This window comes from Pseudomonas sp. GW823-FHT02C02 (genome assembly GCF_058797635.1).
In genome coordinates, this window is record NZ_JBXAJV010000002.1 from 252,077 (window position 1) to 265,783 (window position 13,707).

Here is a 13,707-nt window from a genome sequence, read left to right on the forward strand (position 1 = left end):
GCCGCTCCCCTGTATGAGTGAGCCTCAAGGGGAATGCGGTGGTGGTCAGAATTGGGTGGTTTGCTTGAGCTTCTGCGCCGCCGGCGTATCGCTCGGGCTGACCATCGCATAGTTGTAGCCGGCGCCGGACCAATACTCGGCCTGCAACTCGCCATCGCTGCGACTGCCCCGAGGCAGCAGGTTGTTTTTCGGTCCTGGTGGTCGCACGTAGAAGCTGATCTTGTGACCGCCCTGGTCTTCGTAAACCACCATCGCTGCCGGCCCTTGCTCGGTGCTGAGCAAGCGACCACTGACCGGCTTGTACCCCGAATCCGTCAGGTCCGGCAGTCGATTGGCGCGGGTGAAATAACGGTCGAGCCAGGCCTGCATGTCACCGTCGTCGCTGACCTTGAAGTCGGCCGGCAGAATGCCTTGCTGGGCGATCAAGCGGTACGCCTGCAGGGCATCGGTCATCGGCGGTTGCGCGCTGACCAGTGTCATTTCCCGCGCCTGCCAGCCGCTCAGTCCACCGACGCTGACGGCGATCAAGAGCACCGCGGCGCTGGCCAGATGACGGCGCGACTGGCGTTTGATCCGCTGGCGAATCAGCGCCGGGTCGAGGTCCGGGTTGGCCGTATGGTGCAACGCGCCGCTCATGGCCGCGCGCAGGTGCTGGGCGTCCTGCTGCCAGGCGCGCACTTGCGCGGCGGTTTGAGGGTTGCTGGCCAGGTAAGTCTCGACCAGGCGTCGGTCGGCGTCATTGAGTTGATGATCGACGTAGGCGTGCAGGTCGCGTTCGCTCGGGGGCATGCTGATCATTTGAGTATCCGCAGAGAAGGGCTGGTGATTTCGCCGTCGCTGAGTTGGCGCAGGGCCTGACGGGCGCGGGACAGGCGGGACATCACGGTGCCGGTGGGGACGTCGAGAATCTCGGCGACCTCTTTATAACTCAAACCTTCCACCGACACCCAGAGCAGCAGCGCGCGCTGTTCGGTGGTGAGTTGGTCGAAGGCTTGCAGAGTCGATTGGGCGAGCACGGTACGTTCTACCGACGGTTGCGCATCGTCACGACCGGTAAAGAATTCGAGCATCCGCGCATAACGCCGGGAGCGCCGGTGGGCGTCGAGAAACTGCCGATAAAGGATCGAAAACAACCACGCGCGCAAGTCGCCCTCTGGGCGTTTGTCGCCCCAGCTCGACAGGGCGCGCTCCAGGCTCGACTGCACCAGATCGTCGGCGCTGCTGGGATTGCGGGTCAGCGACACGGCAAACCGTCGCAACCTGGGAATGATTTCTCTGAGTTGTTCGTCGATATCGTTCATGAAGTTCTGACTAGTCACTACGCTGTGGACTAGGAAGACGCCCGGCATTGGAGGTTATTCCACGTCCGGAAAAATAAATACCGGGCGATGGAATAAAGCGCTGTGGCGTACGTCTGCTTGGTTCTTCTCACTTGTGGCCGATGGCCCTGGAGTCATTCATGGTAGATCGTTCATCACCGCCCACCCGGCCACCGCTGAGTGCTGCAAGCCTGACGTTACGCCTGGGCGGCATTGCCGTGGTAGTCGCGGCGCTGGCCGGTGCTTTTGCCTACGTCAACGGCACGCTCGACCCACACCGCCTGACGCCGAAAAAGCTGATCAATGTGCTGGAAACCAACAACGGCGTGCACCCCGGATTTCGCCGTAACCACTCAAAAGGGGTGTGCGTGATCGGGCATTTCGAAAGCAGTGGCGAGGCGCGCAGCTATTCCAGCGCCCAGGTCTTCAACGAGGCGCAGACCCCAGTGGTCGGGCGTTTCGCGTTGCCCGCCGGCAATCCCTATGCACCTGACAGCAGCGTCCCGATCCGCAGCATGGCGTTGCGTTTTACCCAGGCCAACGGCCAGCAATGGCGCACCGGGATGAACAGCATGCCGGTGTTCCCGGTGGGTACGCCTGAAGCGTTCTATCAATTGCAGCAAGCACAATCGCCGGATCCGGCCACCGGCAAGCCCAATCCTGCGGCAGTTCCGGCGTTCTTTGGCGCTCACCCGGAAGCCGCGCCATTCCTGGCCTGGATCAAGACGGCCAAGCCTTCGGCCAGCTATGCGACGGAGACGTACAACAGCGTCAACGCGTTTTACCTGGTGAACGCGGCCGGCCAGCGCCAAGCGGTGCGCTGGAGCATGACGCCGGTTGCCCAGGATGCTGCGGGTGCCACGGCGCCTGAAGGGGCTGACTTTCTTGAAAAAGACCTGGTTCAGCGTTTATCCGCCGGGCCGCTGCGTTGGCAGTTGAACATCACCCTGGCTAACCCCGGTGATCCGGTCAACGACGCCAGCAAGGCCTGGCCTGACGGTCGCAAAGTGGTGAATGCCGGCACCTTGGTGCTGGAACGCACCCAGCCGCAACTCGATGGCGAATGCCGCGACATCAACTATGACCCGCTCGTATTGCCGGCCGGTATCGAAGGCTCCGACGACCCATTGCTCGCCGCTCGCTCGGCGGGGTACGCCAGTTCCTATCTGCGCCGCACCAGTGAAGTCAAACAGTTGCCTGCCGCCAACGCTAAACAGGAGGCTCATCAATGAGTGCTCAACCGAATCATTTCGCGCCGTTGGCGCGGCTGCTGCATTGGCTGATGGCGCTGATGGTCATTGCAATGCTGTTTATCGGCGCAGGCATGGTGGCCTCGGTGTCCGAGCGGCATGAGTGGCTGATCCATCTGCACAAACCGTTGGGGATTGCGATTCTGCTGCTGGTGATCGTGCGCCTGGTCGTTCGTTTTTCCACTCGGCAACCACCGTTGCCGGCGGATTTGCCCGGATGGCAGGCACTGGCGGCGAAGGCTTCGCATGTCTTGTTGTACGCGTTGATGTTCATTTTGCCGCTGCTGGGCTGGGCGATGATTTCAGCGGCCGGGGATCCGGTGATGCTCAGCAATTCGTTCCAGTTGCCGTCGATCCTGCCCGCCAATGCGCAGATGTTTGCGTTTTTGCGCAAGGCTCACGGGTATCTGGCGTATTTGCTGTTTCTGACCGTGTTGCTGCATCTGGCGGCAGCGTTGTTTCACGGTTGGGTGCGGCGTGATGATGTGCTGGACAGCATGTTGCGCGGGAAGGATCGCGGCTGAAGGCATCATGGCTGCATGCCGGGCATGCAGCCATCGAGGGCGATCAGCGCAGGGTATCGATCATATCGGCAACGGTCGTCAGCACGTCCTTGCCCAACTGCTTGGAGCGCTTGCCCGACCAGCCGGTCAAGGCGTTCGGCGCATCGTTGTTGTCCTTGAAGGGCATCTCCAGGGTCAGCGACAGGCAGTCGAATTTCTGACCGACACTGTTACAGGCCAGCGTCATGTTGGCTTTGGCCGGTTCGTCGCGGGTATAGCCGTGCTTGGTCTGGAAGTCCTTGGTCAAGTGTTTCAGATGGCTGCGGAAATGCTCTTCGAGTTTTTCGATCCGCGGCGTGTAGCCCGGGTTGCCTTCGCAACCGGCGGTGAATACGTAGGGGATTTCTTCATCGCCATGGATGTCGAGGAACAAGTCGACGCCGTACTTTTCCATCTGCTGCTGAACGAACAGCACTTCCGGGCTGATGTCCTGGCTGGCGCTCTGCCAGGCGCGATTGAGGTCCTGGCCCATGGCGTTGGTGCGCAAGTGACCGTGAAAGGCGCCGTCCGGGTTCATGTTCGGCACCAGGTACAGGTCGGCGCTGGCCAGCAGTTTGTTCAGTACCGGGTCGTCGTGCTTTTCCAGGCGTTCGATCACGCCTTCCATAAACCATTCGGCCATGTGTTCGCCGGGGTGTTGCTGGGCAATCATCCAGACTTTGCGCTGACCTTCGGCGCCGCTGCCTTTACGCAGTAACTGGATGTCACGACCTTCCACGCTTTTGCCGGTGGCGAGCAGTTCGGTGCCAGCCTTGGTCAGCGCCTGTTCGATCAACCAGTCGTGACGGCCACGGCTGTAGGGTTCGAAGTAGGCAAACCAGGCGTGGGTGGCCGTCGCTTCGAGGCTGAAGCGCAGGCAATCGCCTTCGAAGATGGTCGGTACGCGGAACCAGTTGACGTGGTCGTAGGACGCCACCGCCTGATAACCGTCCCAAGCCTTGTTGTACGAGGATTTGCTGGCATTGTTCAGACGAAACCAGTGCTCCTGACCGACATGCAGACCGCTGGCCTTGAAATGAAACCACTGGAAATGCTGGCTGCGGGTGTCCGGTTTGATGGCCAGCAGGGCTTGAAGTGGATTACTGATGTCCAGCACTTCAATGTTGCCGCTGTCGAAATTTGCGCTGATGTCGAATGAGGATTTAGCCACGGTCATAGTCGATTCCTGAATATGATTTTTATGGCTGCTACTTTACACGCTGGGAAGGGAAGAACCGGGGGAAATTGCGGGGTAAAAGGGGGGCGTCTTCCTTGACGCAGACGCAGCTTAGAGACTGTGTGATTGATTCTCAAGCGCTATTTTTCATTAGTTTGGGCCAATGATGCCGGGCTTCTCTTGCCAATGGATATTCTTTTGATATCATCCGCGCCAATCGAATTCGCAACACCTGAAGACTTCATTAGCCTGAAGCCAAAGCCAGAATAACTGGCAAAAAAAGACCCGGCAAAAAGCCGGGTCAAAAACCGTGATTAGCCTGATGAGGAGATAGTCCAGGAGACCGACCTAAGGTCTCTTGGTCCATCGACTGATCTCGCGACCAGCCGCATGCAATAATAATCATTCTCGTTTGCAAGTCAAATGATTTTATCTGCTCGATTGGAAAATTCTTTCCCGTCTTTCCTCAAAAGTGCGTCCGGCTCAAACGCGCTGACCCTGTAAAGAACGATCAATCATCGCCTTGGCCATATCGATCATATGCACTGTCGAAAAGGCCAGGTCCCGACTTGCGCCGTGCAAGTTGCTGGCCGACTCGTAGGCGGTCGCTGCGGCACAGCGCAACAGATCCGACGCATGCACCAGCGCTTCTTCACCGCTGACCGCAGGGTTCACATCAAAAAATCGCTCCTCGACCACCGCTTCTGACACAGTTGGTTTCAAGTAATAGTCCAAGGCTTTTTGCGCGGCGGCGTTGCCTTTGGGCGAGGTGAGGGTGGTGTCCATTTGCATATCCGACAGGTCATTGCGGGGTAACGTCATGGCGATGGCAAGCTCCGTGATAGATTCAGATCCGTGAACCAATCCTAGTACTAACTGTATTTGTGACGAGAATTTAAATACTACAATTTGTGTTTTGTTGCCCGGAGTCCGCCACGTATCGTGCCGCCCATGGATAAATGGATTGAGTTGGTCAAAGCCAAGATGAGTGAGTTGAAAGTCACTCAGGAAGTACTCGCCGATCGCCTCGGGATGTCCCAGGGCGGTGTGGGTCACTGGCTGAATAAGCGCCGTCAGCCGAGCATCGAAGACATGAATCGTGTCTTGCGGGCGCTCGGGATGGATTTTCTGGAAGTGGCGATGGTCATTCGGGAGCCTTTGGTCGTACCGGACGACGAGATGCCCCTGACGCAAAAGTACAACCCGTACTTCCGTTACCCGGTCAGTGACTGGCGCGAGCCTGCGCAGCTGCGTGACGGTGAGCTATCGGTCTACGGCAAGCCGCGTTTCGAACTGACCGATTACCACGCTCAGGGCGCGGCCTTCTGGCTCGAGGTGGTCGGCGACGCGATGACCGCGCCCAGCGGAATCAGCATTGCCGAAGGCATGATGATCCTGGTGGACCCGGCCATTGTGCCGGAACCCGGAAAGCTGGTGATCGCGCAATGGGCGGGCAGTGTTGAAGCGATCTTTCGCAAGCTGATCGAAGAGGGCGGGCAGCGTTACCTGGTCCCGCTCAATCCGACATATCCGAAAGCCCTTTTCACCGAAGAGTGTCGAATCCTCGGCGTGGTGGTTCAGGCAACGGCCAAATTCTAATCAGATCGGTCCTCGCAATGCGTAGGACCGATCTTCATTTCACGCTTCTTCCAGTTCGACCAACGCACTGCCTTCGCTGACCATCTCGCCTTCCTGGCAGTACAGCGCCTTGATCACCCCAGCATGGGGCGCGCGAATGCTGTGCTCCATCTTCATCGCTTCCAGCACCACCAGTTGCGCACCGGCCTCAACCGTTTGCCCAGCCTCGACCAGCACGCGCACGATGCTGCCGTTCATGGGTGCGGTGAGCCCACCCTGATGACTGTGACTGGCTTCGACGGCGCTGATCGGGTCGTAAGCCTCGATGCGGCGCAATTCCCCTTCCCACTGCAGATACACAACCTCGCCACGGCGAATGACCCGGTGCTGGCGGCGCACGCCGTTGTGCTCGGTCAGCAGCTGTTCGCCCTTGAGCTGTGCGGTGTGGGCATCAACGTTACCCAGCGTCAGCGCCCGGTCCTGTCCTTCACAACTGAGGTGGAGGGTGATTTCCCTCGGCAGTCCAGCACGAAAACCATTGCCCACAGCCCAAGGCGAGCTCAGGTCATCAGCACGCGGAGAACCTGCCTGGCTCTGGGCAAACGCCTGAGCGGCGGCTTGCCAGAACTCATCACTGAGGTCCGCAGGCTCTGGCAACAATTGCTCCTGATAACGCGGAATAAACCCGGTATCCAGTTCTGCCGCAGCGAATGCCGGGTGAGCGATGATCCGGCGCAGGAAGTTGATGTTGGTCTTCAGCCCGCCGATCGCAAACTCATCGAGCATGCTCAACAATCTCAGCCGCGCCTGCTCACGGTCCTCGCCCCAGGCAATCAGCTTGCCGAGCATCGGGTCGTAGAACGGCGAGATCTCGTCGCCTTCTTCCACACCGCTGTCGACCCGACGTCCCGGACCTTCGGCCGATTCGCGATACAACGCCAGGCGCCCGGTGGCCGGCAGGAAATCATGGCTCGGGTCTTCGGCGTACAGCCGCACTTCAATCGCATGGCCGATCAACGGAACCTGCTCTTGAGTCATCGGCAACGCTTCACCGCGCGCCACACGAATCTGCCACGCCACCAGATCGAGGCCGGTGATCGCTTCGGTGACCGGGTGCTCGACCTGCAGACGCGTGTTCATCTCCATGAAGAAAAACTCGCCGCGCGAATCCAGCAAAAACTCCACGGTGCCGGCGCCGACATAGCCGATGGCCTGTGCCGAACGCACGGCAGCTTCGCCCATGGCGCGACGCAGTTCCGGACTCAAGCCGGGAGCGGGCGCTTCTTCGACGACTTTCTGATGGCGACGCTGAATCGAGCAGTCACGTTCATTGAGGTACAGGCAGTTACCGTGCTGATCGGCGAACACCTGGATTTCCACGTGACGCGGCTTGAGCAGGTATTTCTCCACCAGCATCCGCGAATCGCCAAACGAGGATTTTGCTTCACGCTGCGCCGAGGCCAGGGCTTCGGCCAGCTGGCTGACGTCCTCAACCACTTTCATGCCTTTGCCGCCGCCACCCGCTGTCGCCTTGAGCAACACCGGATAACCGATGCGTTCGCAGGCATCGCGGAAGGTATCGAAGTCCTGGGCTTCGCCGTGGTAGCCGGGCACCAGGGGCACGCCGGCGGTTTCCATCAAGGCTTTGGCGGCCGACTTGCTGCCCATCGCGTCAATGGCCGAGGCGGGCGGGCCGAGGAAGATCAGGCCAGCGTCTTCAATGGCGCGGGCGAAACCGGCGTTCTCGGACAAAAAGCCATAACCGGGGTGAATCGCCTGAGCGCCGCTGGCCTTGGCCGCAGCGATCAATTTATCGATTTGCAGATAGCTGTCAGCGGCTTTGCTGCCGCCGAGGTCGACGCGGATATCCGCTTCGCGGCTGTGCCGGGCGTCGCGGTCAGTGGCGCTGTGCACGGCCACGGTGGTCAGGCCCAACGCCTTGGCGGTGCGCATCACCCGGCAGGCGATTTCGCCACGGTTGGCCACCAGCAGAGAGTTAATCACAGGTGCGCTCATCAACGCGGCTCCTTGGGGGTGGTCGGTGCTTGCCAGCTCGGCGGACGTTTTTGCAGAAAAGCCCGAAGACCTTCCTGGCCTTCGGGGCTGACGCGGATGCGGGCGATGGCATTCTCGGTGTAACGGCGCAGCGCCGGGGTCAGCGCGCCGTTGCCGACTTCACGCAGCAAGTCCTTGCTGACGCGCATGGCGGCCGGGCTGTTGAGTAGCAGGTTGTCGATCCACTTCTCCACGTTCTGCTCCAGCTCAGCGACCGGATAGCTCTCCGACAACAGGCCGATTTCCCGCGCCCGTTGCCCGCCGAAACGGTCAGCCGTCAGGGCATAGCGGCGTGCTGCGCGCTCGCCGATGGCTTGCACCACGAACGGGCTGATCACCGCCGGTGCCAGGCCGATGCGCACTTCTGACAGACAGAACTGCGCGTCATCGGTGCCAATCGCCATGTCGCAGCAACTGATCAGGCCCAGCGCGCCGCCGTAGGCCGCGCCTTGCACCACGGCCAGGGTTGGGATTTTCAGCTTGGCGAGGTTGTACATCAATTCCGCCAGTTCCCGGGCGTCGTCGAGGTTGGTGTGGTAATCGAGCTCGGCCGATTGCTGCATCCAGGCCAGGTCGGCACCGGCGCTGAAATGCTTGCCGCGGCCGCGCACCAGCAGAAACCGCAGGCTGGCATCGGTTGATACTTTGTCCAGTGCGAGGATCAGTTCGCGGATCATCTCGGCGTTGAATGCGTTGTTCTTTTCTTCACGGCTGAGCCACAGGGTCGCGAAACCTCGTGGGTCGGTCAGCAGTTCGAGGGTGTTGAAGTCGCTCATGTTTGTCCGTCTCCACAACTCTATTCTGTGGGAGCGAGGCTTGCCCGCGAAGGTGGTTTGTCAGTCACATCGATGCTGGATGTGCCAATGCCTTCGCGGAAAAGCCTCGCCCCTACAGGGTCGGATCACATCCGGAACACGCCGAAGCGGCTCGGTTCGATTGGCGCGTTCAGCGACGCGGACAAGGCCAGGGCCAGCACATCGCGGGTCTGCGCCGGGTCGATGACGCCGTCGTCCCACAGCCGTGCACTGGAGTAATAAGGGTGGCCCTGTTCTTCGTATTGATCGAGGATCGGTTGCTTGATCTCGGCTTCCTGCTCGGCGCTGAAACCCTGGCCACTGCGCTCGGCCTGCTCGCGCTTGACCTGCACCAATACGCCAGCCGCTTGCTCGGCGCCCATCACGCCGATGCGCGCGTTCGGCCACATCCACAGGAAGCGCGGGTCGTAGGCGCGTCCGCACATGCCGTAGTTACCGGCGCCAAAACTGCCGCCGATGATCACGGTGAATTTCGGCACCTTGGCACACGCCACGGCGGTCACCAGTTTTGCGCCGTGCTTGGCGATGCCGCCGGCCTCGTATTTCTGGCCGACCATGAAGCCGGTGATGTTTTGCAGGAACAGTAAAGGAATGCCGCGCTGGCAAGCCAGTTCGATAAAGTGCGCGCCTTTCTGCGCGGCTTCGGCGAACAGGATGCCGTTGTTGGCGAGGATCGCGATAGGGTAACCGTGCAGATGCGCGAAGCCGCACACCAGCGTGGTCCCGAACAGCGCCTTGAATTCGTCGAACACTGAACCGTCGACCAGCCGCGAGATCACCTCGCGCACATCGAACGGTTGCTTGGCGTCGGCCGACACCACGCCGTACAGCTCATCGCTGGCGTAGAGCGGGGCGATGGGTGTGCGCTGCTGCAGTTCGCCGAGCTTGCGCCAGTTGAGGTTGGCGACGCTGCGCCGCGCAATGGCCAGCGCGTGTTCATCGCTCTCGGCGTAGTGGTCGGCGACACCGGAAATCTTGCAATGCACATCAGCCCCGCCGAGGTCTTCGGCGCTGACCACTTCGCCGGTCGCGGCTTTCACCAACGGCGGACCGGCGAGGAAAATGGTGGCCTGCTGGCGCACCATGATCGCTTCGTCAGCCATCGCTGGCACATAAGCACCACCCGCCGTGCAGGAGCCCATGACCACGGCAATTTGCGGGATGCCCATGGCGCTCATGTTGGCCTGGTTGAAGAAGATCCGTCCGAAGTGCTCGCGGTCTGGAAACACTTCATCCTGACGCGGCAGGTTGGCACCGCCCGAATCCACCAGATAGATGCACGGCAGGCGATTCTGCTGGGCGATGGTCTGGGCACGCAGGTGTTTTTTCACCGTCAGCGGGTAATACGAGCCACCTTTGACTGTGGCGTCGTTGGCGACGATCATGCACTCGACGCCTTCGACACGGCCGATCCCGGCAATCACGCCCGCCGCCGGAACGTCTTCGCCGTAGACCGCGTAGGCCGCCAGTTGGCTGATCTCTAAAAACGGTGAGCCCGGATCGAGCAGGCGATTGATCCGTTCACGCGGCAGCAATTTGCCCCGCGAGGTGTGACGTTCTTGCGCCTTCGGACCGCCACCTTGCTGCACTTGGGCGAGCAGGGTGTGCAGGGCGTCGACCTGTTTGAGCATCGCCGCGCTGTTGGCCGCGAACTCCGCCGAACGGGGGTTGAGCTGGGTATGCAGAATCATGGGGCTACTCCGTAGCAGCTTCGAGTTGCAAGCGACAAGCTACAAGTTGAAGCAAGAGCACGGTCCTCTTGCAGCTTGAAACTTGCCGCCTGCCGCTGACGAAATTTATTTCGTTTCGTTGAACAGTTCGCGACCGATCAGCATGCGACGGATCTCACTGGTGCCAGCGCCGATTTCGTACAGCTTGGCGTCACGCAGCAGACGACCGGCCGGGAATTCGTTGATGTAGCCGTTGCCGCCAAGAATCTGGATCGCGTCGAGGGCCATTTGCGTGGCGCGTTCGGCGCTGTAGAGGATCACGCCGGCGGCGTCCTTGCGGGTGGTTTCGCCACGCTCGCAGGCTTGGGCCACGGCATACAAATAAGCGCGGCTGGCATTGAGTTGGGTATACATGTCGGCGACTTTGCCCTGGATCAGCTGGAACTCACCGATGCTTTGGCCGAACTGCTTGCGGTCGTGGATGTAGGGAACGATCAGGTCCATGCAGGCCTGCATGATCCCGGTCGGGCCGCCGGACAGCACGACGCGTTCGTAGTCGAGGCCGCTCATCAGCACTTTCACGCCGCCGTTGAGCACGCCGAGGATGTTTTCTTCCGGCACTTCGACGTCATCGAAGAACAGCTCGCAGGTGTTGGAACCGCGCATGCCGAGCTTGTCGAATTTATTGCTGCGGCTGAAGCCTTTCGAATCACGTTCGACGATGAACGCGGTAATGCCGTGGGGGCCTTTTTCCAGGTCGGTCTTGGCGTAGATCACGTAGGTGTTGGCGTCGGGGCCGTTGGTGATCCAGGTCTTGCTGCCGTTGAGCACGTAGTGATCGCCACGCTTGTCGGCACGCAGCTTCATCGACACCACGTCGGAACCGGCATTCGGTTCGCTCATGGCCAGGGCGCCAATGTGTTCGCCGCTGATCAGCTTCGGCAGGTACTTGGTTTTCTGTTCGTGATTGCCGTTGCGGTTGATCTGGTTGACGCAGAGGTTGGAGTGCGCGCCGTAGGACAAGGCGACTGACGCCGAGCCGCGACTGATTTCTTCCATGGCAACCACGTGGGCCAGGTAGCCCAGGCCAGCACCGCCATATTCTTCCGCGACGGTAATGCCCAGCAGGCCCATGTCGCCGAATTTGCGCCACAGGTCAGCCGGGAACAGGTTGTCGATGTCGATCTGAGCGGCGCGCGGGGCGATCTCTTTGGCGACGAAGGACTGAACCTGATCGCGCAGCATGTCGATGGTTTCACCGAGGGCAAAGTTCAGGGATGGGTAGCTCATGGGTCACCTTTTGGCTTTTTTGTCGGTTGGTGAGGCCGTCAATTGGCTCTCACCTTTACGTTAACGTAAGCCTGTGACGAATGGCTGTCAATCACCCTTTACGTTAACGTCAACTTGAGCGACAGTAGGGCCAGTTCAAGATCGAACAGCGGCAAATCCTGTAGGAGCGAAGCGTGCTCGCGAAAGCGTCAGATCAGTCGACATCAGTGTTGAATGTACTGGCCTTTTCGCGAGCACGCTTCGCTCCTACAGGTTTGGTCGCCCACCCGCAAATAAAGACAATAGGGGTCGTCATGGATCAACCCAGTGCAAGCCCGCAGCTCAGCTATACCCGTGGTTCCCAGGAAAAAGCCTTACTGGCGATGACCATCGGTCAAGCATTCGACAATACTGTCGCGCAATACCCGGCCGGGGAGGCGCTGGTCGTGCGCCATCAACAGTTGCGCTACACCTGGCAGCAATTGGCCGAGGCTGTCGACCTGCACGCCAGAGCTCTGTTGGCGCTCGGCTTGCAGACCGGTGACCGCCTCGGTATCTGGGCACCGAATTGCGCGCAGTGGTGCATCAGCCAATTTGCCAGCGCGAAAATCGGTGTGATCCTGGTCAACATCAACCCGGCCTACCGCAGCTCCGAACTTGAATACGTGTTGAAGCAATCCGGCTGCCAATGGCTGGTCTGCGCCGGTGCGTTCAAGACCTCCGACTACCACGGGATGCTGCAGGGCCTGGTGCCTGAGCTGGCGGAGCAATCCATCGGAAAGCTGCACAGCGAACGCCTGCCAGACTTGCGCGGCGTCATCAGTCTGGATGCACAACCCCCGTCGGGCTTCCTGCCGTGGTCGCAACTGGGCGATCTCGCCGCCAGCGTGTCCGCCGAACAATTGCGTGAGCGCCAGGACAGCCTGCATTTCGATCAGGCGGTGAACATCCAGTACACCTCCGGCACCACCGGTTTCCCGAAAGGCGCGACCCTCAGTCACTACAACATTCTCAACAACGGGTACATGGTCGGCGAAAGCCTCGGGCTGACGGCCCATGACCGCCTGGTGATCCCGGTGCCGTTGTATCACTGCTTCGGCATGGTCATGGGCAATCTCGGCTGCATCACCCACGGCAGCACCATGATCTACCCCAACGATGCGTTCGACCCGCTGCTGACCCTGACCACGGTGGCCGAAGAAAAAGCCACCGCACTCTACGGCGTGCCGACCATGTTCATCGCCATGCTCGATCACCCTCAACGCGCCGACTTCGATCTGTCGAGCCTGCGCACCGGGATCATGGCCGGGGCGACCTGTCCGATCGAGGTCATGCGCCGGGTCATCAATGAAATGCACATGAGCGAAGTGCAGATTGCCTACGGCATGACGGAAACCAGCCCCGTGTCGTTGCAGACCGGTCCATCGGACGAGTTGGAACTGCGCGTCACCACCGTCGGCCGGACTCAGCCGCAGCTGGAAAGCAAGATCATCGACGAGGCCGGCAACCTGGTGCCGCGTGGCACCATCGGCGAACTCTGCACCCGCGGTTACAGCGTGATGCTCGGTTACTGGAACAACCCGCAAGGCACCGCTGAAGCCATCGATCAGGCGGGCTGGATGCACACCGGCGACCTGGCGAGCATGAACGACGAGGGTTACGTGTGCATCGCCGGGCGCAACAAGGACATGATCATCCGCGGCGGTGAGAATGTTTACCCCCGTGAGCTGGAAGAGTTCTTTTTCACCCATCCGGCGGTGGCGGACGTGCAAGTGATCGGAATTCCGTGTTCGCGCTATGGCGAAGAGATTGTCGCCTGGATCAAATTCCACCCGGGCCACAGTGCGACAGAACAAGAGCTGCAAGCGTGGTGCAAGGAACGCATCGCGCACTTCAAGACGCCGCGTTACTTCAAGTTCGTGGAAGAGTTTCCGATGACCGTGACCGGCAAGATCCAGAAATTCCGGATGCGCGAGATCAGTATCGAAGAATTGCGCGAAAAGCAGGTCTGACAAATTCGCCCTTGTGGGAG

At 60.3% G+C, this 13,707-nt stretch carries 12 protein-coding genes; 4 read left to right on the plus strand and 8 right to left on the minus strand.

The genetic code is table 11. The features are described 5' to 3' along the window. Positions 1-45: 45 nt before the first annotated feature. Positions 46-798, minus strand: coding sequence for an anti-sigma factor family protein (locus AC1ROI_RS03870; protein WP_102595255.1), 753 nt, complete (start codon positions 796-798; stop codon positions 46-48). Continuing rightward, positions 795-1,301, minus strand: a complete 507-nt coding sequence (locus tag AC1ROI_RS03875; RefSeq protein ID WP_010458766.1) for an RNA polymerase sigma factor — start codon at positions 1,299-1,301, stop codon at positions 795-797. Before AC1ROI_RS03875 ends, AC1ROI_RS03870 begins: the two co-directional genes overlap by 4 nt. A 158-nt stretch (positions 1,302-1,459) precedes the next feature. Here AC1ROI_RS03875 and AC1ROI_RS03880 point away from each other — a divergent pair, with 158 nt between their 5' ends. After that, a complete protein-coding gene (locus AC1ROI_RS03880) occupies positions 1,460-2,551 on the plus strand; it encodes a catalase family peroxidase (RefSeq protein WP_077749755.1) in 1,092 nt (363 codons plus the stop codon). Continuing rightward, entirely contained in the window at positions 2,548-3,093 is a 546-nt protein-coding gene (locus AC1ROI_RS03885; protein ID WP_010458769.1) for a cytochrome b, read from the plus strand. Before AC1ROI_RS03880 ends, AC1ROI_RS03885 begins: the two co-directional genes overlap by 4 nt. Positions 3,094-3,136: 43 nt before the next feature. Here AC1ROI_RS03885 and AC1ROI_RS03890 read toward each other — a convergent pair whose 3' ends face one another. Together AC1ROI_RS03890 and AC1ROI_RS03895 are read right to left on the minus strand one after the other, a co-directional pair. Then, complete coding sequence (locus AC1ROI_RS03890) at positions 3,137-4,288, minus strand: M14 family metallopeptidase (RefSeq protein ID WP_102595256.1); 1,152 nt, start codon at positions 4,286-4,288, stop codon at positions 3,137-3,139. Positions 4,289-4,771: 483 nt separating this feature from the next. Further along, positions 4,772-5,110 (minus strand): DUF6124 family protein, encoded by a 339-nt coding sequence (locus tag AC1ROI_RS03895; RefSeq protein WP_010458773.1) that lies wholly within the window; start codon positions 5,108-5,110, stop codon positions 4,772-4,774. A gap of 129 nt (positions 5,111-5,239) precedes the next feature. Between AC1ROI_RS03895 and AC1ROI_RS03900 the strand changes: the two genes are divergently transcribed. Next, complete coding sequence (locus AC1ROI_RS03900; RefSeq protein WP_077749758.1) at positions 5,240-5,887, plus strand: LexA family protein; 648 nt, start codon at positions 5,240-5,242, stop codon at positions 5,885-5,887. 39 nt (positions 5,888-5,926) lie between these two features. Here AC1ROI_RS03900 and AC1ROI_RS03905 read toward each other — a convergent pair whose 3' ends face one another. The 4 genes from AC1ROI_RS03905 to AC1ROI_RS03920 form a co-directional block, all read right to left on the minus strand. Then, positions 5,927-7,882, minus strand: a complete 1,956-nt coding sequence (locus AC1ROI_RS03905) for an acetyl/propionyl/methylcrotonyl-CoA carboxylase subunit alpha (protein ID WP_102595257.1) — start codon at positions 7,880-7,882, stop codon at positions 5,927-5,929. Further along, positions 7,882-8,697, minus strand: coding sequence for a gamma-carboxygeranoyl-CoA hydratase (locus AC1ROI_RS03910; protein ID WP_102595258.1), 816 nt, complete (start codon positions 8,695-8,697; stop codon positions 7,882-7,884). The genes AC1ROI_RS03905 and AC1ROI_RS03910 overlap by 1 nt, the downstream gene beginning before the upstream one ends. Positions 8,698-8,822: 125 nt before the next feature. Continuing rightward, positions 8,823-10,427, minus strand: a complete 1,605-nt coding sequence (locus AC1ROI_RS03915; protein ID WP_010458780.1) for a carboxyl transferase domain-containing protein — start codon at positions 10,425-10,427, stop codon at positions 8,823-8,825. 105 nt (positions 10,428-10,532) lie between these two features. Further along, positions 10,533-11,696, minus strand: coding sequence for an isovaleryl-CoA dehydrogenase (locus AC1ROI_RS03920; protein ID WP_077749759.1), 1,164 nt, complete (start codon positions 11,694-11,696; stop codon positions 10,533-10,535). Between the two features lie 293 nt (positions 11,697-11,989). On the opposite strand from AC1ROI_RS03920, the gene AC1ROI_RS03925 reads away from it, so the two are divergent. After that, entirely contained in the window at positions 11,990-13,687 is a 1,698-nt protein-coding gene (locus AC1ROI_RS03925; RefSeq protein WP_102595259.1) for an AMP-binding protein, read from the plus strand. Positions 13,688-13,707: the final 20 nt, after the last annotated feature.

Coding starts and splice junctions, on each gene's coding strand:
- AC1ROI_RS03870 (WP_102595255.1), bottom strand. CDS start 798: ATGATCAGCATGCCCCCGAGCGAACGCGACCTGCACGCCTACGTCGAT.
- AC1ROI_RS03875 (WP_010458766.1), bottom strand. CDS start 1,301: ATGAACGATATCGACGAACAACTCAGAGAAATCATTCCCAGGTTGCGA.
- AC1ROI_RS03880 (WP_077749755.1), top strand. CDS start 1,460: ATGGTAGATCGTTCATCACCGCCCACCCGGCCACCGCTGAGTGCTGCA.
- AC1ROI_RS03885 (WP_010458769.1), top strand. CDS start 2,548: ATGAGTGCTCAACCGAATCATTTCGCGCCGTTGGCGCGGCTGCTGCAT.
- AC1ROI_RS03890 (WP_102595256.1), bottom strand. CDS start 4,288: ATGACCGTGGCTAAATCCTCATTCGACATCAGCGCAAATTTCGACAGC.
- AC1ROI_RS03895 (WP_010458773.1), bottom strand. CDS start 5,110: ATGACGTTACCCCGCAATGACCTGTCGGATATGCAAATGGACACCACC.
- AC1ROI_RS03900 (WP_077749758.1), top strand. CDS start 5,240: ATGGATAAATGGATTGAGTTGGTCAAAGCCAAGATGAGTGAGTTGAAA.
- AC1ROI_RS03905 (WP_102595257.1), bottom strand. CDS start 7,882: ATGAGCGCACCTGTGATTAACTCTCTGCTGGTGGCCAACCGTGGCGAA.
- AC1ROI_RS03910 (WP_102595258.1), bottom strand. CDS start 8,697: ATGAGCGACTTCAACACCCTCGAACTGCTGACCGACCCACGAGGTTTC.
- AC1ROI_RS03915 (WP_010458780.1), bottom strand. CDS start 10,427: ATGATTCTGCATACCCAGCTCAACCCCCGTTCGGCGGAGTTCGCGGCC.
- AC1ROI_RS03920 (WP_077749759.1), bottom strand. CDS start 11,696: ATGAGCTACCCATCCCTGAACTTTGCCCTCGGTGAAACCATCGACATG.
- AC1ROI_RS03925 (WP_102595259.1), top strand. CDS start 11,990: ATGGATCAACCCAGTGCAAGCCCGCAGCTCAGCTATACCCGTGGTTCC.